Here is a 19189-nt window from a genome sequence, read left to right on the forward strand (position 1 = left end):
TGAACGAACTAACCGACCTTTATCTAGCCATTTTTGGCATGCGAATCCGGAGGATATGCGACGAAGAGTCGTAGCGTTCCACCCGGCCTGCGGTCCCGTCTTCCGTCCCGTCTCAGGGCTGCGCCGGCTGGGGTGCCGCCAGGGGAAAGGGGTTGAGCTCGTTGCCGCCGGTCTTGAAGATGGCCGACTGGCTCCATTGCTTCTCGCGCGCCAGACGCGGCACCGCACGGTTGACATACTGGCCGAGCGTCAGGTTGTAGATCGCCTCGTCCCCCGGCAGCAGCGCCTTGCCCTTCAGCCCCTCCAGCACCGCATGGGCGAAGATGCCGTTGCGGCCGTCATAGCTGTCCAGCGCCTCCTCCTGCTCCGACGAGGCGGCCAGCAGGTAGCGCTGCCCCATGTCCTGGTAGAGCTTGTCGACCGTGCCCGCCGACACCGCGCCGGAATGGCAGGTGTCGAGCATCACCAGCACGTTGCGGGCGGAAATCGCGCTCACCAGCCGGTTCAGCTCCTTCTCCGACAGGCCCTGCTCGCCGATCGCCTGGGCGGTGGCCGCGGTCACGTCCTGGGTGACGAAATGGTAGAGCTTGACCGACGGATCCTTGGGCGACGGCACGATCACCCCATGGCCGGCGAGATAGAGGACGACCGTGTCCTCCTCCCGCGCGTTGGCGGCCAGCGCCTCCAGCCCGGCGACGATCGCGGGACGGCTCGCCTGCTCGTCGTAGAGCGTCGTCGACAATGCCAGCGACTGCTCGCCGTCGTAGCTGGCGGGGATGCGGCCGCGCAGCGCCTCGGCGAAGGAGGAGGCGTCGGCGCGGGCGAAGCCCAGCTGCGTGCCTTCGGGCCGGTACTTGTCGATGCCGACGACGAAGGTGATCAGCCGCGGCCTGGCGGGCGCCGCGCGCCCGGTCTTGCCGTCCGCCACGTCCGCCGTGTCCACCGCGGCCGGGACCGGGGCCGGTGCAGGCAGCACGAAATCCACCAGCGCCGAGCGTTCGTAGATCGCGTCGGAGCCGTTGTAGGCGCGGATCTGGACCCGGTTGCTGCCGGGATCGAGGCGGACGGTGCTGACCCGCTCCTCAGGCGCCGGGGCCGGATCCTTGCCGGGGGCCGCAGGCGCCGGCTGTTGCACGACAGGTTGCGGGGAGGCCTGGGATACCGGCGGCGAGACAGGCGCCGGCTCCTTGGCGCGGGCGAAGGCGCGCGAGGTGTCCTGGCCGCTGACGTTGCGGCCGTTGCGGAACAGGTCGACCGAGCCGATGCCGCCGCCGGTGTCCGCCAGACGGTAGCGCAGCCGCACGGCGCCGATCCCCTCCGGCAACGCGACCGACAGGCGGGGCTCCTCCGCCGCGGCCTCCAGCTCGGCCGGCTTGGGCGCCGCCTTCTGGGGCGGGGACGGTGCAGGCGCCGGTTCCTTGGCGCGGGCGAAGGCCCGGCTGACCGGCGACATGTCGAGCGGGTGGCAGGTCTCGGTGCCGGCGGGAACGGCCGGGCCGGCATCCGCCCCGGTGCCCAGCGCAAGGCCGCGGCTGGCGGCCGGCACGGTGCAATAATCCATCAGCGTCACCTGGGGGCGGCGCTGGGTCAGCAGGCGGATGTCGCCGATGTCGGACAGGCGGGCCGCGATCTCGGCCTGCCCGGTCTGGCGCAGCCGGGCGCGCACCAGCTCGGGTGCGTCGAACACGCGGTAGACCTGCTTGAACTCGACCCACTGGCTGCCCTTCTTCTTCGGGTCGTTCAGGTGGAAGCCGACCAGCGTCTCGCCGCCGCTTTCGGAATGGTCGAAGAAGGCCTCGGGCGTCCACAGCACCCAGCGGCGGCCGTCGCGGTGGGGGAACAGCGCCCCCAGTTCCTCCAGCGGCCGGGATCCCCCGGACAGCGCGTACCAGCGCAGCGTCCCGTCGCCCAGCGCCGCCACGGCGACGCGCCCGTCGGCGGAGGCGACGACGCCCCACACCGCGGCCGGCACCTCGGCCCGCGCCAGCTCGGCGCCCGCGGAATCGAGCAGGCGCAGGCTGAACTCGCCGCCCAGCAGCACGCGGCGCTGCCCGCCCAGCACGGTGACGCTGCGCGCCCATTCGCCGCTGTCCAGCTTCACCGGCTGGCCGTTGACCTTGGGCGTGCGGCTGTTGCGCCAGTCGGTGACGCCGATCCCAGGCCCCTCGGCCGTGGGATGGCCGAGGCCGGGCAACGGCTCGGGCGCCGGGGTCAGGCTGCGGGCCAGCACGTCGAACCGCATCGGGCGCCGGCCGCCCTGGTCCAGCCCGAACTCCACCACCAGCCCATCCTCGGACAGGCCGAAGCGGCCGAGCGACAGGTCCCGGTAATCGGCAACGTCGCCCATCCGGGCGAACAGCAGCCGGCCCGCCGGGTCGATCACCCCCCAGCCGGGATCGGCGGCGGCGAAGGCGACCCCGCCGCCCTGCAGCGCCAGCAGATGGGTGACGGAATCGCTCGCCGCCGGCGTGTCGACGAAGCCGCCCTTGCCGCCGTCGGCCCAGCGCCGCACGACGTTGCGCCGGCCATCGGCGGTGGCGGTGCCGGCGGCGACCAGCGCGGTCCCGTCCCAGGCGACCGCGGCGAAGCTGCCGCCGGCGATGCCGGTGCTCTTGGGGGTCAGCCGCGTCTTCAGGTCGGCGGCGCCCAGCACGTCGACCCGCGGCTGGTCGGCATAGCCGACCGCCAGGGCCGAGCCGTCCGGCGAGAAGGCGACCGAATAGGGCACGCCATTGCCCGGCTTGCGCCTGGCCTTCGGCTTGAAGGCGGAATCATAGAGGCGGACGTTGCCGTCGTAGGAGGCGGTGGCGAGCCGCCCGTCGGGTGCGAAGGCCAGCGCCGACACCCGCGCCTCGTAGGCGGTATCCTCGGCGACGAGGCGGAAGCTGGCGCTGTCCCAGACGCGGATCCCGGCGGTGCCGCCGAAGGCACCGGCGACGAAACGGCCGTCGGGCGAAAAGGCGAGGTCGTTCAGCACCTGCGGCTGCCCCGGCAGGCGGGCCTTCAGCCGCTGCGCCTTGACGTCGAACAGGTAGAGCGTGACGCCGTCGCCCCAGCTCGACCCGGTGTTGCCCGCCGCCACCGCCAGCGACCCGTCGGCCGACAGCGCCACGGCGTAGAGCGCCCCTTCCTCCCCCGCCTCCATCGGCACCCGCAGCACGCCCAGCGGCTCGCCGCCGTCGCGCGCCCACAGGCGCAGGGTCTTGTCGTGGGAGACGGTGGCGATCAGCCGGCCCTGGGCATCGCTGGCCAGCCGGTTGACGCGGGCGGTGTGGCCGCCGGTCTCGATGCGCAGGAACGCCCCGGTCGAGGCGTCGCCGGCCAGCGCCGTCCCGGGCACGGGCAGGCCGAGCACAAGCCCCAGCAGGAGGCCCAGCAGCATGCCGGGGAGAGCGACGCGCCCGAGGCGCGCGTTCGGGCGAGGGAGACTGCCGGCCATCATCCGTTCCGCTTGCGCTGTTTATCCGGTTCCGGCCCCCAGGATGCACCAGGAGGCCGGTTCCGGACAGGTCCGATCAGACCCCGTGTCCAGATCAGGCCGCGTCGAGGGTGGCTTCCTTCTGGGCGATCTGCTGGATGCTGTTGGTGGTGGCGTTGATGCGCTCCGACGTCTCGAAGGCGGTGTTGGTGCGCTCGACCACCTGGGTCGTGGTGCTGCCGCCGGTGCTCTGCTTCGCCGGCTTCTTCTTGGCCGACGCCTTGACCGCGGTCTTGGTGCGGATCTTCTCGGCCGAACCCGGCTGGATGTTGTCGGCGGCGACCAGATACTCGTCGCGGCGCTTGACGATGTTCTGGTTGATGCCGCTGGCCATGGCGTAGTCCTTGTCCAGCTGCGCCCGGATCGCGGCCAGGCGCTGTTCGGCCTCCGGCTTGGCGATGCGCTTGGCCTTGTAGTCGGCCTTGACGCGCGCGATCTCGGCGCGGCGGCAGTTGACCAGCTGGTCCAGCGCGACCTGGGTGCGGTTCAGGTTCTGGTTCTCGGTGTCGAGGTCGCTCATCACGCCCAGGATCGCCTGGTCGCGGCCCTGCTGCATCTTCGAGTTCCAGTAGCCGCCGAGCGTGCCCAGCGCCGCACCCGCAGCGGCGCCGATCAGCGCGCTCTTCATGTTGCCGCCGGCCAGCGCCCCGGTCAGCGCGCCGACGCCGGCGCCGATGGCCGCGCCCTTCAGCATGTCCTCGGCATAATAATTGCCGGTCGAATCGAGCGCGACGCGGTATTGATAGCAGGCATCGGAGCCGTCATTGGCACCGATGCGGTCCTGCTGCGTGGTCACACAGCCGGTGAGCGCCATGGCGACGATGGTGACGGAGACGAGGCTGGCCCTGACACGGTTGCTTCGCATGACCTGGATTCCCGTTTTGCTTCTCTGGTTCGGGCGTCGTTCGTTCCGGTCCCGAAACATGGCCGGACCGCGCCACCCCCACAGCGACGCCGGTCCCCGGCCGACCGAATCCCGGATGCAACGCTGCCACAGCAACAACCTCGACGGAAGGGGTCATTACCACCAATTCGTGCGGCCTTTTATGCATCGGCATCCGCGTGTAGCCTGTACGGCGACGTATCGTTGGGGGAATGCAATGTCTGGAGGAATGCGGCGCCCGGCTGGGCTGGCAATCGCCTTCGCCGCCGCGGTGGCGGGAGCGGCCCTGACGATGGCCGCCGCCCCGGCGCGGGCGGAAATCGCGGCCCTGGTGATCGGGATCGACCGCTACACCTACATCAACCCGCTCCAGGGCGCGGTGAACGACGCGCGCGACATCGCCGACGCCCTGAAGGGGCTGGGCGTCAAGAAACTACGTCTGTTCGTCGACGGCGATGCCGAGCGCAGCCGCATCATCCGGGCCTGGCGGGAGCTGGTGGCCGAAACCGCCCCCGACTCGACGCTGGTCCTGACCTTTGCCGGACATGGGGCACGGCAACCGGAGCGTGTTCCCGGCAGCGAGGCGGACGGGAAGGACGAGTTCCTGGTGCTGGCGGATTTCGCCCCGCGCGGACCGGGCACCGCCCAGCGCCTGACCGACGACGAGATCGCCGTGCTGCTGAAGGAGGCGGCGCCCCGCCGGGTGATCTTCATTTCCGATTCGTGCCATTCCGGCACGATGACCCGCGGCTTCGACGACCGCGCCGGCATGCTGGGCACCCGGGCGGCGAAGATCGACGGCAAGCCGGTCGACGGCATCGAGGAGGACGCCCTGCCGCCGCCCACCCGCGCCGCTTTGCAGGCCGAGGCCGAGGAACAGCCCAACGTCACCTTCTTCGCCGCGGTCGCCGACCATGAGCTGGCACCGGAGGTGATGATCAACCGCAAGCCGCGCGGCGCCCTCAGCTGGGCCTTCGCCAACGCGCTGCGCGGGCAGGCCGACCGCGACGGCGACGGAATCGTCACCAAGGGCGAGCTGGAGACGCACATCCGCGGCGCCGTGCGCATGGCGCTGGAGGGACGCCAGCATCCGCAGGTCCAGCCGCGCGGCCGGGGCGAGGTGCCGCTGATCGATCCGGTGGCCAGCAAGCCGAAGCCGCCTTCCCTGCTGCCCGCCGCCGGCCCGATCCCGCTGCGCATCCTGGGCAAGCCGGCGGCGGTGAAGATTCTGGCGGCCGGGATGAGCGGGGTCGAGACGGTCGGCAAGGAGGATGCGGCACTGGTCTGGGACAGCGCCGGCGGCGAGGTGGTCAGCTCGATGGGCGACGTGCTGGCCAGCATTCCCGGCGACCCGATGGCGGCGGAAACCCGGCGGCGGGTCCAGGGGGTGATCGACAAATGGTCGCTGGTGGTGCGGGTGAAGGCCGCGGCGGAAAGCCGCTCGCTGGCCCTGGCGGTGGAGCCCGGCGACCGTGCCTACCGCAAGGGGGAGACGGTGTCGCTCGACATCCGCGGCAATGCCGGGACCTATTTCACCCTGATCAACCTCGCCGCCGACGGGACGCTCAACTACCTCTACCCGCTGGCCGAGCGCAACGACCCGGCGCAGATCCCGCGCGGCGGTCCCTACCGGCTGGCGCTGACGGTCGAGCCGCCCTTCGGCGCCGACCATTTCCTCGCCATCGCCTCGCCCAGGCCGATGGCCGCCCTGCAACGGGACCTCGCGGCACTGGACGGCAAGCCGGCGGCCGGCGAGGTCGCCACCCTGCTGACCCGGCACCTGACCGGACAGCCGGTGGAGTTCGGCATCCACGGCGTCTACAGCACCGCGCGGTGAACGGGATCAGGCCAGCGCCGGCAGCTGGACGGCAAGCGCGAGATGCAGCTCGTGCCGGCCGTCCGGCAGCCCCGGACGGTGGCCGAAGTCGAGCCCGACGCCGCCGAGCGCCAGGCCGTTCGCCGCGGCATGGGCCCGCAGCCGGGCGAAGCCCTCGGCGATCCCCGACACCGGGCCGTCATGGACGGTCCGCAGGTAACGCCCGGCGGCAAGGTCGACGCGGACCATGCCGGCGGGAATCTCCGTCGCCCTGGCCGCCAGGAACCCGACGAGGTCGCGCCGCAAGCCGTTCTCCTCCGGCAGCGACACCGCAGCGAAGGAGGTCGCGCCGGTGTCGGCGGCAAAGACATGCTCCCATGCGGCGGCGATGGCCGCCGGCGGATCGTCCGGGCCGGCTTCGACCATGCAGCCGATGACGGTCAGTTCGGGATAGCTCACCGTTTCGATCATGACGTGTTTCCCCTCAAAGCTCCGGATCGTCGAGCAGGCGCGCGAGGACCGGTCCGGCGGAGCCGGTGCCGACGGGCCGGCCCCCGATAGGCCGGCCATCGACCGACAGCAGCGGACGCAGGCCGAGGCTGTTGGTCAGGACGGCCTCGTCGGCGCGGGCGAGATCGGCGGGGGTCAGCGGCGCCTCCTCCGCGCCATGGCGCTCCAGGACCAGGGCGCGGCGGATGCCGGGCAGCGCGCCGTCGGCGACCGGCGGGGTCAGCAGCCGGCCGCCGACCGACAGGAACAGGGTGGCGACGCTGGATTCGGCCAGCCGGCCGGCGCCGTTCAGCAGCAGCGCCTCGTCGGCGCCGCGTTCCGCCGCCTCCTGCCGGGCCAGGATGGAATCGAGGTAGTTCAGCGACTTCAGCCGCGACAGCGGCGAATGCTCGTTGCGCCGGGTCGAGCGGGCGATGACGGCGGCGACCGGCGCGGTCATGTGGGCGGCGGGAGCCAGCGTGATCAGGACGGTCGGGCTGGCGTCGGCCGGCGGCAGGACGCCGCGGGCGCCGGTGCCGCGCGACAGGGTCAGCCGCAGCACGCCGTCGGCGATGCCGCCGGCCGCGACCAGCGCCGCCATCGCATCCGACAGCGCCGCAAGGTCGTAGGGCAGCGGCAGGCGCAGCAGGGCCGCACCGGCGGCCAACCGGTCGAGATGGCGGGACAGGTGACGCGGCGCCCCGTCCTTGACCCGGATCGTCTCGAACAGCCCGTCCCCCAGGGTGAAGCCGCGGTCCGCCGGGTCGATCCGCGCCGCGGCGTCCTCGACCAGCCGCCCGTTCAGCCAGACCGTCATGCCGTCCCCTCCCCTGCCAATTCGCCGACCGCGCGCAGCTGGGCGCGGGCCTTGACCAGCATCTCCTCATGCTCCGCCGCCGGGTCGGAATCGGCGACGATGCCGCCGCCGGCCTGGGCGATCACCGCGTCCGGCGTCACCGACAGGGTGCGGATGACGATGTTGCTGTCCATCGCGCGGTCGAAGCCGATCCAGGCCACCGTCCCGCAATAGGCGCCGCGGCGCGACACCTCCAGCTCGTCGATGATCTGCATGGCGCGGATCTTGGGCGCGCCGGTGATCGACCCGCCGGGACAGGCGGCGCGCAGCAGGTCGACCGGTCCCAGCCCCGGCCGCAGCCGGGATGTCACCACCGACACCAGATGATGGACGCTGGCGAAGCTCTCCAGCCCATAGAGCACCGGCACCCTGACGCTGCCGATCTCCGACACCCGGCCGAGGTCGTTGCGCAGCAGGTCGGTGATCATCAGGTTCTCGGCCCGGTCCTTGACGCTGGCGCTGAGCTCCGCCGCCGCCGCCGCGTCGGCCGCCGGATCGGCCCCCGGATTGGGCGGGCGCGGGCGGGTGCCCTTGATCGGCCGCGTCTCGATGGTCCGGTCGGCGCCGAGCCGGATGAAGCGCTCCGGCGAGGCCCCCGCCAGCCGCAGCCGCGGGCCGCAGTTCAGGAAGGCGGCGAAGGGCGCCGGGCTCAGGACGCGCAGCCGCTCGTACAGCGCATAGGCGTCGACGGTCCCGTCCACGTCGGCCAGGAAACGCTGGGTGAAGTTGGCCTGATAGATGTCGCCGGCACGGATATAGTCCAGCACCCGCCCGACCCGGTCGAGATAGCCGGGACGCGACAGCTCCGACCGCCAGGACAGCGGCGCCGGCCCGGCCGATTGTTCCGGAGGCGGAACGGACAGCCGCGCAGCCATCCGGCGGGCGCGCTCCTCCGCCTCCGGCCGGGCGGCGACGACCCAGGCCCGCCGTTCCTGCCGGTCGAAGGCGGCGACGACGTCATAGAGGCCGAAGGCCATGTCCGGCTGGCCGCCCGGATTGGGGTGGCGGGAGCGTAGCCCCTCCAAAGACATTCCGGCTTCGTAACCGATGAAGCCGACCGCGCCTCCCGTGAAGGGGACCGGTCCGGCAGATGGCAATGAACGGGGCAGTGGATGGGCGGCCAGCGCCCGTTCCAGCGCGTCGAAGGGGCTCCCCGCCACCGCAGCGCCGTCGACCAGCGTTCGGCCGCCGATGGCCTCGATGGTTTGGAACGGTTCAGCAACGATATAGGAATAGCGCCCGTTCTGCGGATGGGCCGCCGCGCTGTCGAGCAGCATCGCCCAGGGCTCGGCGCTCCAGGGACGGAAGGCGGCGGCGGGACCGCCGCAGGAGACGGGTATGGTCAGCATGGCGGTGCCAAAGGGCCGGCGGGCATGGGACAGCCTACATCAGGATGGTGGCGCCGCCGTCGACGACCAGGACATGGCCGTTGACGTAGGACGCCGCGGCGGAGGCCAGGAACACCGCCGCCCCGGCGATCTCGTCGGGCCGGCCCCAGCGGTTCATCGGCGTGCGCTTGGCGAAATAGGCGGCGCGCTCCGGATCGCCGGTGATCGCCGCATTCGTTTCGGTAGCGAAAAAACCTGGCGCGATGGCGTTGCTGGTCAGGCCGAGCGGTCCGTATTCGGCGGCGAGCGCCCGCACCATGCCGTTCAGCCCGGACTTCGCCGCGGCATAGACGCTGTCGTTGGCCCGCGCGATCTGGCCGGCGACCGAGGTGACGGCGATCAGCCGCCCCCGCCCCTGCGGCAGCATCAGCCGCGCCGCCTCCCGCGCCAGGATCAGGGAGGAGGCCAGATCGACGTCGAGAAGGGTGGCGATCTCGTCGTCCGTCAGGTCGGCCAGCGGCTTGCGGTTGCGCTGCCCGACATTCTGGACCAGCACGTCGAGCCGGCCATGCTCCTGCGCGATTCGGGCGAAGGCCTCGCGCACCGCCGCCCGGTCGGACACGTCGAAGGCCAGCGCCGACGCCGTTCCGCCCGCCGCGGCGATCTCCGCCACGCGGGCGTCCAGCACCGCGGCGTCGCGGCCGTTCAGCAGCACATGCGCCCCCGAACCGGCCAGCGCCCTGGCGATCTCCAGCCCCAGCCCGCGCCCCGACCCGGTGACGAGCGCCACCTGCCCGGCGAGCGAGAAGGCCGACAGATAGGGCGGGATCGTCGCGGCCATGCCCGTCTCCTTGTCCGTTTCCATGTCTGCTCTCCCGTGTCTGAGCCGGGCCGTTGCGGCACGTCCTGCGCCCTGCGCCGAGATTTAGCAGACCCTCGGGCGCATTGGCAGCCTCGATGCGGCATCCGCTTGCCGGCCGATTGTTGCCCGTCTACCACCATCGAACAGATGGGCCATCGAACAGATGGGCCATCGGACAGACAGGTTCCATTGGCCGCCCCACCGGGAAGGTTCCGACCATGCCGCTTCCGCCACCCGACAAGCTCCGCGAGCTTGCGACGATGTTCGCGACCAACGCGCCGGCCGCCGACAGTTTCGAGCCTTTCAGCGAAACACGGACCAAGCTGGCGAAATACTCCAAGATGGCGCTGATCGGCGGCGTCCAGAGCGGCCTGCAGACCGGCGTCACCGCGCTCAGCGGGGTGGCGACCACAAGCGTCAATGTCGGGATCGGCTCCATCTCGCTATTCCCGCTGGGGGCGGCGCTGGGGCCGTGGCTGGTGGCGCTGGCCATCGGCATCACCGCGAACGGCATCTTCGCCCTGCACGACCTGCGCACCGCCGCCACGCGCAGCAACGGCTATCCGTGCAGCTGCGGCAAATGCAAGGCCAACCTGACCTATGTGATCGACCGCAAGGAGAACAACACGGCGATCAAGGCGGTCAGCGTCTTCACCGCCGGCCTGCCCTTCATCGCCGACCGGATCTGGTCGATCCGCAAATCCTTCCGCAAGGACAGCCCGAAGGAGAATGTCTGCACCAGCCTGATCGAGGGAGCGCGCGGCGGCTGCGTGTGCGCCATCGCCTCGATCATGATGCTGTGCGGCGAGTGGAAGCAGAACGAAAAGGCGAATGCCGAACTGGTGGTCGATGCCGTCGCCATCATCTGGTCGAGCGACGGCGCCAAGAAGCTGAAATCCAAATGGTGACGCCTCCCGGCCCGACGGCCGGATAGGAAAAAGGCTTGGGATGCCGGGCATCCGAAGCCTTTCCCATGTCATCGCGCCCAGGTCACCACGCCATGGCCGGGATCCGGCCGGTCAGTGGACCGACGCCTCGCGGCCGGCCGCGGCCGGCACCGCCGGCAGGGCGAAGCCGAGCGGCGGACGCTCCGGCGCCTTGAAGCCGTGCGGCCGGTCCTCCTCGACCACAACGCCATCCAGCGCCAGCCGGCCGTCGACCAGCGACAGGGTCATGGCGGTCTTGCCCTCGACCTCCTCGTCGAGCAGGCGCTCGGCAATCGGATCCTCGACCAGCCCCTGGATCGCCCGCTTCAGCGGACGGGCGCCGAAGGCGGGATCCCAGCCCAGGTCGCCCAGCCGCCGCTTGGCCGCCGCATCGGCCGCCAGGGTGACGCCGCGCTCGGCCAGCCGCTGGTTGACGCGGGCAAGCTGGATGTCGACGATCCGCGCCATCTGGTCGCGTCCCAGCCGGCGGAAGATCAGCACGTCGTCCAGCCGGTTGAGGAACTCCGGCCGGAAGGCCTTGCGCACCGCGTCCATCACCTCGACCGTCGCCCCGGCCATGTCCTCGCCGTCGCCGAGCGCGCTCAGCGCCTCGGCCCCCAGGTTGGAGGTCATGATCAGGATGGCGTGGCGGAAATCGGCGGTCCGGCCCTGCCCGTCGGTCAGCCGCCCGTCGTCGAGCGCCTGCAACAGGACGTTCAGCACGTCGGGATGCGCCTTCTCCACCTCGTCCAGCAGCACGACCTGATAGGGCCGACGCCGGATGCGCTCGGCCAGCGAGCCGCCGTCGTCATAGCCGACATAGCCCGGAGGCGAGCCGATCATGCGGCTGACCGCGTGCTTCTCCATGTATTCCGACATGTCGAGGCGGGTGATCGCCGTCTCGTCGTCGAACAGGAAGGCGGCCAGCGCCTTGGCCAGTTCGGTCTTGCCGACGCCGGTCGGCCCCAGGAACAGGAAGGAGCCGGTCGGCCGGCTGGGATCCTTCAGCCCGGCGCGGGCCCGCCGCACCGCCTTGGACACCGCGCGCACCGCCTCCCGCTGGCCGACCACCCGCTCGCCCAGCTTGTCCTCCATGCCCTTCAGGCGATGGCGCTCGCCCTCCAGCATCCGCTCGACCGGGATGCCGGTCCAGCGGGTGACGACGGCGCCGATGTCCTTGGCCGTCACCTCGTCGCGCTCGGCGCTGGCCCGCGATTCGGCATCGGCCAGCCGCTTCTCCAGGTCGGGCACCACGCCATAGGCCAGCTCGCCGGCCTTGGCCCAGTCGCCGTCGCGCTGGGCGCGCTCCAGACGGGTGCGGGCCTGGTCGAGCTCCTCCTTCAGGCGGCGGCCCTCGGTGCGGCGGGACTGCGAGGCACGCCACTCCTCCTCCATCGAGGATTGGCGGGCCTCCGCCTCGGCCAGCTCGCCTTCGAGGACGTGCAGCCGCTCCTGCGAGGCGGCGTCCGGCTCGGCCTTCAGCGCCTCGCGCTCGATCTTCAGCTGGGCGACGCGGCGGTCGACGGCATCGAGCGCCTCGGGCTTGCTGTCAATGGCCATGCGCAGGCGGCTCGCCGCCTCGTCGACCAGATCGATCGCCTTGTCGGGCAGCCGGCGGTCGCCGATGTAGCGCGCCGACAGGCTCACCGCCGCGACAACCGCCGCGTCGGCGATGCGCACGCCGTGATGGACCTCGTACTTGCTCTTGATGCCGCGCAGGATCGACACCGCGTCGTCGGCCGACGGCTCGTCCACCGTCACCGGCTGGAAACGGCGGGCGAGCGCCGCGTCCTTCTCGATGTATTTGCGGTACTCGTCCGGCGTGGTGGCGCCGACGCAGCGCAGCTCGCCGCGCGCCAGCGCGGGCTTCAGCATGTTGGCGGCGTCCATCGCCCCGTCGGTGCGGCCGGCGCCGATCAGGGTGTGCAGCTCGTCGATGAACAGGATGATGCGGCCGTTGGCCTCGGCAACCTCCGACAGGACGGATTTCAGCCGCTCCTCGAACTCGCCGCGGAACTTGGCGCCGGCCAGCAGCGCGGTGAGGTCGAGCGCCAGGACGCGCCGGTCCTTCAGCCCTTCCGGCACGTCGCCGGCGGCCAGACGCTGGGCCAGCCCCTCCACGACGGCGGTCTTGCCGACGCCGGGGTCGCCGATCAGCACCGGATTGTTCTTGGTGCGGCGTGCCAGCACCTGGATGGTCCGGCGGATCTCGTCGTCGCGGCCGATGACCGGGTCGAGCCGGCCCTGCCGCGCCTCTTCGGTCAGGTCGCGGGTGTAGCGGGCCAGCGCCTCGCCGGAGGTCGTCTCGGTCTCCTCCTCGGCGGGATGGTCCTTGCGCTGCGCATCGGCGGCGGCGGCCAGCGCGTCGGCATCGATGCCGGCCCGGCGGAACAGCGCGCGCAGCGGGCCGCTCTGGCGGGCGAGGCTCTCCAGCAGCCGTTCGGCGGTGACGAAGCGGTCGCCGCCGCTGCGCGCCGACGCGACGGCGCCCTGCAGCACGGCGGCCAGCGCCGGCGACATGTAGAGCGGCTGCGGTCCCTCGCCCTGCCCCGGCTGGACCGGAGCATGGGACAGCTGCTCCTCGGTCGCGGATTTCAGCAGGTCGGGGTCGCCGCCGGTGTCGCGCACCAGACGCGCCGCCACGCCGCTGCCGTCGTCGATCAACGCCTTCAGCAGATGTTCGGGGAGAAGCTGTTGGTGCCGCCCGGCAAGGGCGGCGATCTGCGCCGCCTGGATCACGCCGCGCGCACGATCGGTGAATTGACCGAAGTCCATCCGGCACTCCGTTTCCATGGTCTCCCGCCCAGCCATCCGGCGCGGGACGGCGCCCCAGCGGTCCGCAAAATGCGCGACCGTCCGGCGCCTGATGGGTAAATGGTTAACGCGAAAGCGGCGATCAAGAGGGGGAGTGGGGAACGCCCCGCCGCGGAAAAGATGTCGGAAGCCGCATGGGAATGGTATGACAGCGCGAACCGCCCCGGACATCTTCTCCCGATTCTCCATCCATGCCGGTTGTCACAACCAAGCCCAGCGACATCAAGGAACGGCTGTCCTGCGCCTACATCGCCATGGTCGCGGCGCGCGCCGGCTGTCAGGTGATGAGCCTGCCGGTGGACCGGAACGGCATCGATCTGTGGATTTCGCCTATCGAAGGGTCTTTGACGGCCAGGATCATGGTCCAGGCGAAGGCGACGATCCGGCTTGCGAGAATAGACGGCGGACGCACCTTGTCCTTTGCCTTGGATCGCCGCACCTATGATCTGCTGCGCAGGCCGGCGACCTGCCCGGCCCTGCTGGTCGTCCTCGACTTGCCGGACGATCCGGACGAGTGGTTCACGGTGAGCGCCGACGCCACGACGCTGCGGCGGGCCGCCTACTGGATCGATCTGCGGGGCGCTCCGGAAGTGGGAACAAAGAGCGTCGCCCTGCGTATTTCTCCGGACAGCCTGTTCGACCATCATGCTATTCTAAATTTGCTGGAGCGGACCGACTTGGTCAGTCGGGGAGGGTCTTGAATGTCTGCCGATACGGTGACTGCGAAGATGCTCGATGCGGCGGAGGCGCTGGGCCCCGACGATATCATCGCTTACCTGACGATGAATGGCTGGATGGACGCAGGTCCATACGGACCACTCGCCAGGCTGTACAGTCTTCAGGCCGATGGCCGAATTTATGAAGCTGTTATCCCCATCACCAAGCATGTGGGGGATTTCAAGTGGCGTGTGATTGATCTGCTCCACTCTCTCATCAAAGCCAACGGCAAGGAATGGCCGGAAATTTGCCAAGAAATTTCTGCACATAAAGAAACTAAAATCCCGACACCGCACGTCGTAACGGATGCAACCGTTATATACAGCTTTCCGGAAGCTGAAAACGATCGGCAGAACAGTGCCGAAGATAAAGCAGATGTTGCTCTGTCTATAAAATCTCGCCTAGAATCCCTAGTGGTCGATGCCGCCCGCTGCGATATGGACGACTTGGCTAGATTTATTGGCCTAGCCGCTTTGGCAGCGGAAGATCAGGCCCCGGCAAACCCCGACGTTGCTTCGCGGAATAATGAACTTCAGGAAATCCTGCGTCGATCTTCGAATTCCCGAAAGCATTGACCAGCCATATTGACACGCGATCCCCGCCTCCCCCTTCATAGCGTCGCGGTATCGAGGGGGAAGGCTCCGGCATCATGGATCTGCGGCAGCTGCGCTACTTCCTGGGCATCGTCGAGCATGGCTCGATCTCCCGCGCGGCAGAGGTGCTGCGGGTGGCGCAGCCGGCGCTCAGCCTGCATCTGAAGCGGATGGAGGAGGATTTCGGCTGCCAGCTCGTCCTGCGCACGGCCCGCGGCGTGGTGCCGACGGAAAGCGGCCGGCGGCTGGCGCAGCGGGCGGCGACGCTGATCGAGGCGATGGACGGGCTGCGCGACGAGGTCCGGGCGGTGGAGGCGGTGCCGGCCGGGCCGGCGACGGTCGGCATCCCGACCTCGCTCGGCCCGGTCCTGACGGTGCCGCTGGCGCTGGCGGTGCGCCGGGCTTATCCGCAGATCCGCCTGCGGGTGGTCGAGGGGCTGTCCGGCCACATGCGGGAATGGGTGCTGTCGGGACAGCTCGACCTCGCGCTGGTGTTCGGCGCCAAGGACATGGGCGGGCTGGAGACCGAGCCGGTGGCGCGGGAAAAGCTGCATCTGGTCGGACCGGCGGACGACCCGCTGCTGCGCGGCCGCAGCGCGATCCCCTTCGCCGAGGCGCTGGCCCTGCCGCTGATCCTGCCCGGCCGCCCCCACGGCGTGCGCGAGGAGGTGGAGCATGCGGCGATGCTCGCCCGCAGCGGCGTCACCGTCGCCATGGAGATCGACGCGCTGGAACAGATCAAGGCGCTGGTGGCGGAGGGCTGCGGCTACACCGTGCTGTCGGAGCGGGTGGCGCGCTATGGCGCCGTGGCCGAGCGGCTGGCCGGCCTGCCCATCGCCGACCCGCAGATCGACCGCAGCATCCTGCTTGCCCACGCGTCCGGCCGGCCGATGCCGGCCGCCGCCCGCGCGGCACGGGGCATCCTGCGCGACATCCTGGCCGGGCTGACCGAGGATGGCGGATGGCGGTGAAGGGGCCGGCGCCTTCCTCCTCCTCGCCTCCGCCCCGCTCACGAACCGAGATTGACGATCTCCACCCGCCGGTTGACGTCGCTGGCCGGGTTGGCCGGATCGAGCAGCTGCTGCGATCCCAGGCCGCGCGACTTCAGGCGGTCGGGCGCCACGGCGAAGGTCCTGGTCAGATAGTCGCGGACCGCGGCGGCCCGCCGCTTCGACAGGGCGAGATTGTAGTCGGCGCCGCCGACGCCGTCGGTGTGGCCGGTCAGCTGGAAGCTGTAGGCGCTGAGCTCCGGCGAGGTCAGGGCGCGGCCGAGCTCGTTCAGGATGCCGCTCGCCTTCGGCGTCAGATCCGCCGAGTTGAAGGCGAACTCCACCTGGAAGCTGATCCTCGGCGCCGCCTGGGGCCGGGTTGGCGCCGGGGCGGGAGCAGCCGGCGCCGCCGTGTCGGCGGTGCCGAGCGCCAGCCCGCGGGTCTTCGGCTTCTGGCCGATCAGCGGCGCGTCGGACGGTGCATCGACAGCAGCGGCCGGCTTCAGCGCCTTGATGAAATCCTCCGACGTGGTCGGCGCGGCGGCCGGGTCGGCCGCCCGGCCGGCGCCCCCCAGCGCCAGCATCAGGCACAATCCGGCCAATGCCGGCCGCAATACCCTGACAGTCCCGCTTCTCATCCTCTGCGCCCCCCGACTGCGATGCGGACAAATTTAGGCATATCCTAAACGACAGCGTGCCGGCCGGCCAGAGGCGACCGCCCGGGTTGTGGTCTCCCCAGCCAATTCAGCCTCATATAGCGCACGGGACACGGCGCTACCGCGGGAAAAGCCATTTTTTGCCGCAGCGCCGGACGGTGCACGGTCTTGCTCCCGCCACAGTGCGGCGATACCGTGCAGCCCACGCCGCAGCCGCCCCATCGGAACATGCACGACATCGTCATCCAAGTCCTCGGCGTTGCCGGGCTTCTCGCCCTCGTCAGCTTCCTTCCGCCGCTGGCCGCCCGTTTCCGGATGCCCTACACGGTGCTGCTCGCCGGTGTCGGCGTGGCGCTGGGCGCAGTCATCCAGACCTTCGCCGGGCCGGGCAAGGATCCGTTCCACGACTTCCTGAACTCGCTGGCCGAGCTGGACGTCTCGTCCGACGTGCTGATGCACATCTTCCTGCCGATCCTGCTGTTCGAGACGGCGCTGGCGGTCGACGTGCGGCGGCTGTTCGACGACCTGGGACCGATCCTGCTGATGGCGGTGGTCGCGGTGTTCGTCTGCACCTTCGCCGTCGGCTATGCGGTCAGCCTGTTCACCTCGCTGGGGCTGGTCGCCTGCCTGCTGCTGGGCGCCATCGTCGCCTCGACCGACCCGGCGGCGGTCATCGGCATCTTCCGCGACCTCGGCGCGCCGAGACGGCTGACGACGCTGGTCGAGGGCGAGAGCCTGCTGAACGACGCCGCCGCCATCGCGCTGTTCACCCTGCTGCTGGAGATGCTGACCCGCACCTCGCACGGCGGCGTGTGGGCGGCGGCGCTGGACTTCCTGCGCGACTTCTCCGGCGGCGTCGTCACCGGCTATGTCTGCGGCCGGGTCGTCTGCATGCTGGTGGAGCCGGTGCGCAACCAGCCGATGGCCGAGATCACGCTGACGGTGGCGCTGGCCTACCTGTCCTATGTGCTGGCCGAGCATTATGTCGGCGCATCGGGCGTGGTGGCGGTGGTGACGGCGGCGCTGGTCATCGGCTCGGTCGGCAAAACCCGCATCTCGCCCGCCACCTGGGGCGCGATGGAGCATGTCTGGCAGCAGCTGGGCTTCTGGGCCAACTCGATGATCTTCCTGCTGACCGCCATCCTGGTGCCGCGGCTGATGGCCGACGCCGGCTGGGCGGAGGTCGGGCTGGTGCTGGTCGTGGTGGCCGCCGCCTTCGCCGCCCGCGCGGTCGTGCTGTTCGGCCTGCTGCCGGTGCTGTCCTGGGCCGGACTGTCGCAGAAGGTCAGCAACTCCTACAAGACCGTGATGCTGTGGGGCGGCCTGCGCGGCGCGGTGTCGCTGACGCTGGCCCTGGCGGTGACCGAGAATTTCCGGGTGCCCGACCGGGTCCAGAGCTTCGTCGCGGTGATGGTCACCGGCTTCGTCTTCGTCACGCTGTTCGTCAACGGCACGACGCTGCGCTGGCTGATCCGCGTGCTGAAGCTGGACGAGTTGACGACGGTGGAGCGCGCCATGCGCAACCGGGCGCTGGCGCTGTCCACCGACAGCATCCGCGACCGCGTCGCCGCCGTCGCCCAGACCTACGAGGTCGACGCCGCGGTCAAGGACGTGATGATCGCGCGGTACGAGGAGCGGCTGAAGAAGATCGACCGGGAGCGCCATGGCGAAGCCGAGCTGAGCGACGAGGACCGCGTCACCATCGGCCTCGTCATCCTGGTGAATCGCGAGGAAGAGCTCTATTACGCCCACTTCTCCGAGGGGGTGGTGTCGCGCTCGGTGATGGAGATGCTGGCGGGGCGCAGCGGCCGGCTGCTCGACGCGGTCAAGAGCCAGGGCCGCAACGGCTACCGGGCGTTCGAGGAGCCCTTCATCGCCTTTTCCCCCTGGATGCGGACGGCGAGCTGGCTCCAGCGCCGCTTCGGCATCCACCGGCCGCTGGCAAAGCGCCTGTCGATGCGGTTCGAGGTGCTGGTCGCCGTGCGCACCGTGCTGCGCGAGCTGCTGGCCTTCACCCGCGACCGGCTGGCCCGCGTGCTGGGGCAGGACGTGGCGTTCGAGCTGGAAGGCATGCTGGTCGGCCGGCTGGGCATCGTCGAACAGGCGCTTGCGGCGCTGAAGCTGCAATATCCGGACTATGCGGTGGTGCTGCAGAGCCGCTATGTCGGCCGCGCCGCCCTGCGGCTGGAGCATGCCGACTACCGCACCATGCATGCCGAATCGATCATCAGCCAGGAGGTGCTGACCGACCTGGAGCGCGACCTGGAGCAGCGGCGCCGCGTGCTGGAACGGCTGCCCAGGCTGGACGTCCGGTTCGACGTGGCGGAGCTGGTGCGCCGGGTGCCGCTGTTCGCCGGCCTGCCGGCGGAGCGGGTGGCGACCATCGCCACGCTGCTGCGCGCCCAGTTGGCGCTGCCGGGCGAGACCATCCTGCGCCGCGGCGACCGCGGCGAGTCGATGTTCTTCATCGCGTCCGGCGCGGTCGAGGTGCTGGTGCCCAACCTGGCCGAGCCGGTGAAGCTCGGCACCGGCGACTTCTTCGGCGAGATGGCGCTGCTGACCCGCCAGCGGCGCAATGCAGACGTGCGGGCGCTGGGCTATTGCCAATTGCTGGTGCTGGATGAGAAGGATTTCCGCCGGCTGGTGCAGAAGGATGCGGATCTGCGCGTCCATATCCAGGCGGTCGCCGAGGCACGCCGGCAGCCGACCCAGTCGGCGCCGGCAATCCCGGCGGTGAGCTGACCGTCAGGCAGGTTTCTCCGGATCGCGCCGCAGGCCCGGC

14 protein-coding genes are annotated in these 19189 nt (G+C 70.6%); 6 read left to right on the plus strand and 8 right to left on the minus strand.

Translation table 11 applies throughout. The annotated features are described in order from the left end of the window. Positions 1-112 precede the first annotated feature (112 nt). Both ABMY26_RS05520 and ABMY26_RS05525 read right to left on the minus strand, forming a co-directional pair. Positions 113-3439: a caspase family protein gene (locus ABMY26_RS05520; protein ID WP_372394482.1), complete on the minus strand. Its 3327-nt coding sequence runs from the start codon at positions 3437-3439 to the stop codon at positions 113-115. 94 nt (positions 3440-3533) lie between these two features. Further along, positions 3534-4343, minus strand: coding sequence for a YMGG-like glycine zipper-containing protein (locus ABMY26_RS05525; RefSeq protein WP_372394483.1), 810 nt, complete (start codon positions 4341-4343; stop codon positions 3534-3536). 247 nt (positions 4344-4590) lie between these two features. Between ABMY26_RS05525 and ABMY26_RS05530 the strand changes: the two genes are divergently transcribed. Further along, a complete protein-coding gene (locus ABMY26_RS05530) occupies positions 4591-6198 on the plus strand; it encodes a caspase family protein (protein ID WP_372394484.1) in 1608 nt (535 codons plus the stop codon). A gap of 6 nt (positions 6199-6204) precedes the next feature. Here the strand turns inward: ABMY26_RS05530 and ABMY26_RS05535 are convergent, their stop codons facing one another. From ABMY26_RS05535 to ABMY26_RS05550, 4 genes are read right to left on the minus strand one after another with little or no spacing between them, the layout of a single operon-like run. Then, complete coding sequence (locus ABMY26_RS05535) at positions 6205-6648, minus strand: hypothetical protein (RefSeq protein WP_372394485.1); 444 nt, start codon at positions 6646-6648, stop codon at positions 6205-6207. 13 nt (positions 6649-6661) lie between these two features. Next, positions 6662-7483, minus strand: a complete 822-nt coding sequence (locus ABMY26_RS05540; protein WP_372394486.1) for an aminotransferase class IV — start codon at positions 7481-7483, stop codon at positions 6662-6664. Continuing rightward, positions 7480-8871, minus strand: coding sequence for an aminodeoxychorismate synthase component I (pabB, locus tag ABMY26_RS05545; protein WP_372394487.1), 1392 nt, complete (start codon positions 8869-8871; stop codon positions 7480-7482). The genes ABMY26_RS05540 and pabB overlap by 4 nt, the downstream gene beginning before the upstream one ends. 34 nt (positions 8872-8905) lie before the next feature. Beyond that, positions 8906-9715 carry an SDR family oxidoreductase gene (locus ABMY26_RS05550; RefSeq protein WP_372394488.1) on the minus strand — a complete coding sequence of 270 codons (810 nt, stop codon included), beginning with the start codon at positions 9713-9715 and terminating at the stop codon, positions 8906-8908. A 215-nt stretch (positions 9716-9930) separates the two neighbouring features. Here ABMY26_RS05550 and ABMY26_RS05555 point away from each other — a divergent pair, with 215 nt between their 5' ends. Further along, positions 9931-10620, plus strand: coding sequence for a hypothetical protein (locus ABMY26_RS05555; protein WP_372394489.1), 690 nt, complete (start codon positions 9931-9933; stop codon positions 10618-10620). A 111-nt stretch (positions 10621-10731) separates the two neighbouring features. On the opposite strand, the gene clpB is transcribed toward ABMY26_RS05555, so the two are convergent. Next, positions 10732-13413: an ATP-dependent chaperone ClpB gene (gene clpB, locus ABMY26_RS05560; protein ID WP_372394490.1), complete on the minus strand. Its 2682-nt coding sequence runs from the start codon at positions 13411-13413 to the stop codon at positions 10732-10734. Between the two features lie 230 nt (positions 13414-13643). On the opposite strand from clpB, the gene ABMY26_RS05565 reads away from it, so the two are divergent. The 3 genes from ABMY26_RS05565 (at position 13644) to ABMY26_RS05575 (ending at position 15733) form a co-directional block, all read left to right on the plus strand. Then, the gene (locus ABMY26_RS05565) at positions 13644-14153 is read left to right on the plus strand and encodes a DUF4365 domain-containing protein (RefSeq protein WP_372394491.1); all 510 of its coding nucleotides are present in this window, start codon (positions 13644-13646) and stop codon (positions 14151-14153) included. Further along, the gene (locus ABMY26_RS05570; RefSeq protein ID WP_372394492.1) at positions 14154-14744 is read left to right on the plus strand and encodes a hypothetical protein; all 591 of its coding nucleotides are present in this window, start codon (positions 14154-14156) and stop codon (positions 14742-14744) included. It abuts the gene before it with no gap. Between the two features lie 74 nt (positions 14745-14818). Further along, positions 14819-15733, plus strand: coding sequence for a LysR substrate-binding domain-containing protein (locus ABMY26_RS05575; RefSeq protein ID WP_372394493.1), 915 nt, complete (start codon positions 14819-14821; stop codon positions 15731-15733). 38 nt (positions 15734-15771) lie between these two features. Here ABMY26_RS05575 and ABMY26_RS05580 read toward each other — a convergent pair whose 3' ends face one another. Then, the gene (locus tag ABMY26_RS05580) at positions 15772-16335 is read right to left on the minus strand and encodes an OmpA family protein (protein WP_372394494.1); all 564 of its coding nucleotides are present in this window, start codon (positions 16333-16335) and stop codon (positions 15772-15774) included. A gap of 300 nt (positions 16336-16635) precedes the next feature. Here ABMY26_RS05580 and ABMY26_RS05585 point away from each other — a divergent pair, with 300 nt between their 5' ends. Then, positions 16636-19149 carry a cation:proton antiporter gene (locus ABMY26_RS05585; RefSeq protein ID WP_372394495.1) on the plus strand — a complete coding sequence of 838 codons (2514 nt, stop codon included), beginning with the start codon at positions 16636-16638 and terminating at the stop codon, positions 19147-19149. Positions 19150-19189: the final 40 nt, after the last annotated feature.

The sequence above is a fragment of the Azospirillum sp. HJ39 genome (genome assembly GCF_041507355.1).
Taxonomy (GTDB): Bacteria; Pseudomonadota; Alphaproteobacteria; order Azospirillales; family Azospirillaceae; genus Azospirillum; species Azospirillum thiophilum.

Excerpts from the sequence above, each read along its gene's own strand:
- ABMY26_RS05540 (WP_372394486.1), bottom strand. The coding sequence starts at position 7,483 with ATGACGGTCTGGCTGAACGGGCGGCTGGTCGAGGACGCCGCGGCGCGG.
- ABMY26_RS05550 (WP_372394488.1), bottom strand. The coding sequence starts at position 9,715 with ATGGAAACGGACAAGGAGACGGGCATGGCCGCGACGATCCCGCCCTAT.
- ABMY26_RS05535 (WP_372394485.1), bottom strand. The coding sequence starts at position 6,648 with ATGATCGAAACGGTGAGCTATCCCGAACTGACCGTCATCGGCTGCATG.
- ABMY26_RS05565 (WP_372394491.1), top strand. The coding sequence starts at position 13,644 with ATGCCGGTTGTCACAACCAAGCCCAGCGACATCAAGGAACGGCTGTCC.
- clpB (WP_372394490.1), bottom strand. The coding sequence starts at position 13,413 with ATGGACTTCGGTCAATTCACCGATCGTGCGCGCGGCGTGATCCAGGCG.
- pabB (WP_372394487.1), bottom strand. The coding sequence starts at position 8,871 with ATGCTGACCATACCCGTCTCCTGCGGCGGTCCCGCCGCCGCCTTCCGT.
- ABMY26_RS05580 (WP_372394494.1), bottom strand. The coding sequence starts at position 16,335 with ATGCTGGCGCTGGGGGGCGCCGGCCGGGCGGCCGACCCGGCCGCCGCG.
- ABMY26_RS05530 (WP_372394484.1), top strand. The coding sequence starts at position 4,591 with ATGCGGCGCCCGGCTGGGCTGGCAATCGCCTTCGCCGCCGCGGTGGCG.
- ABMY26_RS05575 (WP_372394493.1), top strand. The coding sequence starts at position 14,819 with ATGGATCTGCGGCAGCTGCGCTACTTCCTGGGCATCGTCGAGCATGGC.
- ABMY26_RS05555 (WP_372394489.1), top strand. The coding sequence starts at position 9,931 with ATGCCGCTTCCGCCACCCGACAAGCTCCGCGAGCTTGCGACGATGTTC.
- ABMY26_RS05570 (WP_372394492.1), top strand. The coding sequence starts at position 14,154 with ATGTCTGCCGATACGGTGACTGCGAAGATGCTCGATGCGGCGGAGGCG.
- ABMY26_RS05585 (WP_372394495.1), top strand. The coding sequence starts at position 16,636 with ATGCACGACATCGTCATCCAAGTCCTCGGCGTTGCCGGGCTTCTCGCC.
- ABMY26_RS05525 (WP_372394483.1), bottom strand. The coding sequence starts at position 4,343 with ATGCGAAGCAACCGTGTCAGGGCCAGCCTCGTCTCCGTCACCATCGTC.
- ABMY26_RS05520 (WP_372394482.1), bottom strand. The coding sequence starts at position 3,439 with ATGGCCGGCAGTCTCCCTCGCCCGAACGCGCGCCTCGGGCGCGTCGCT.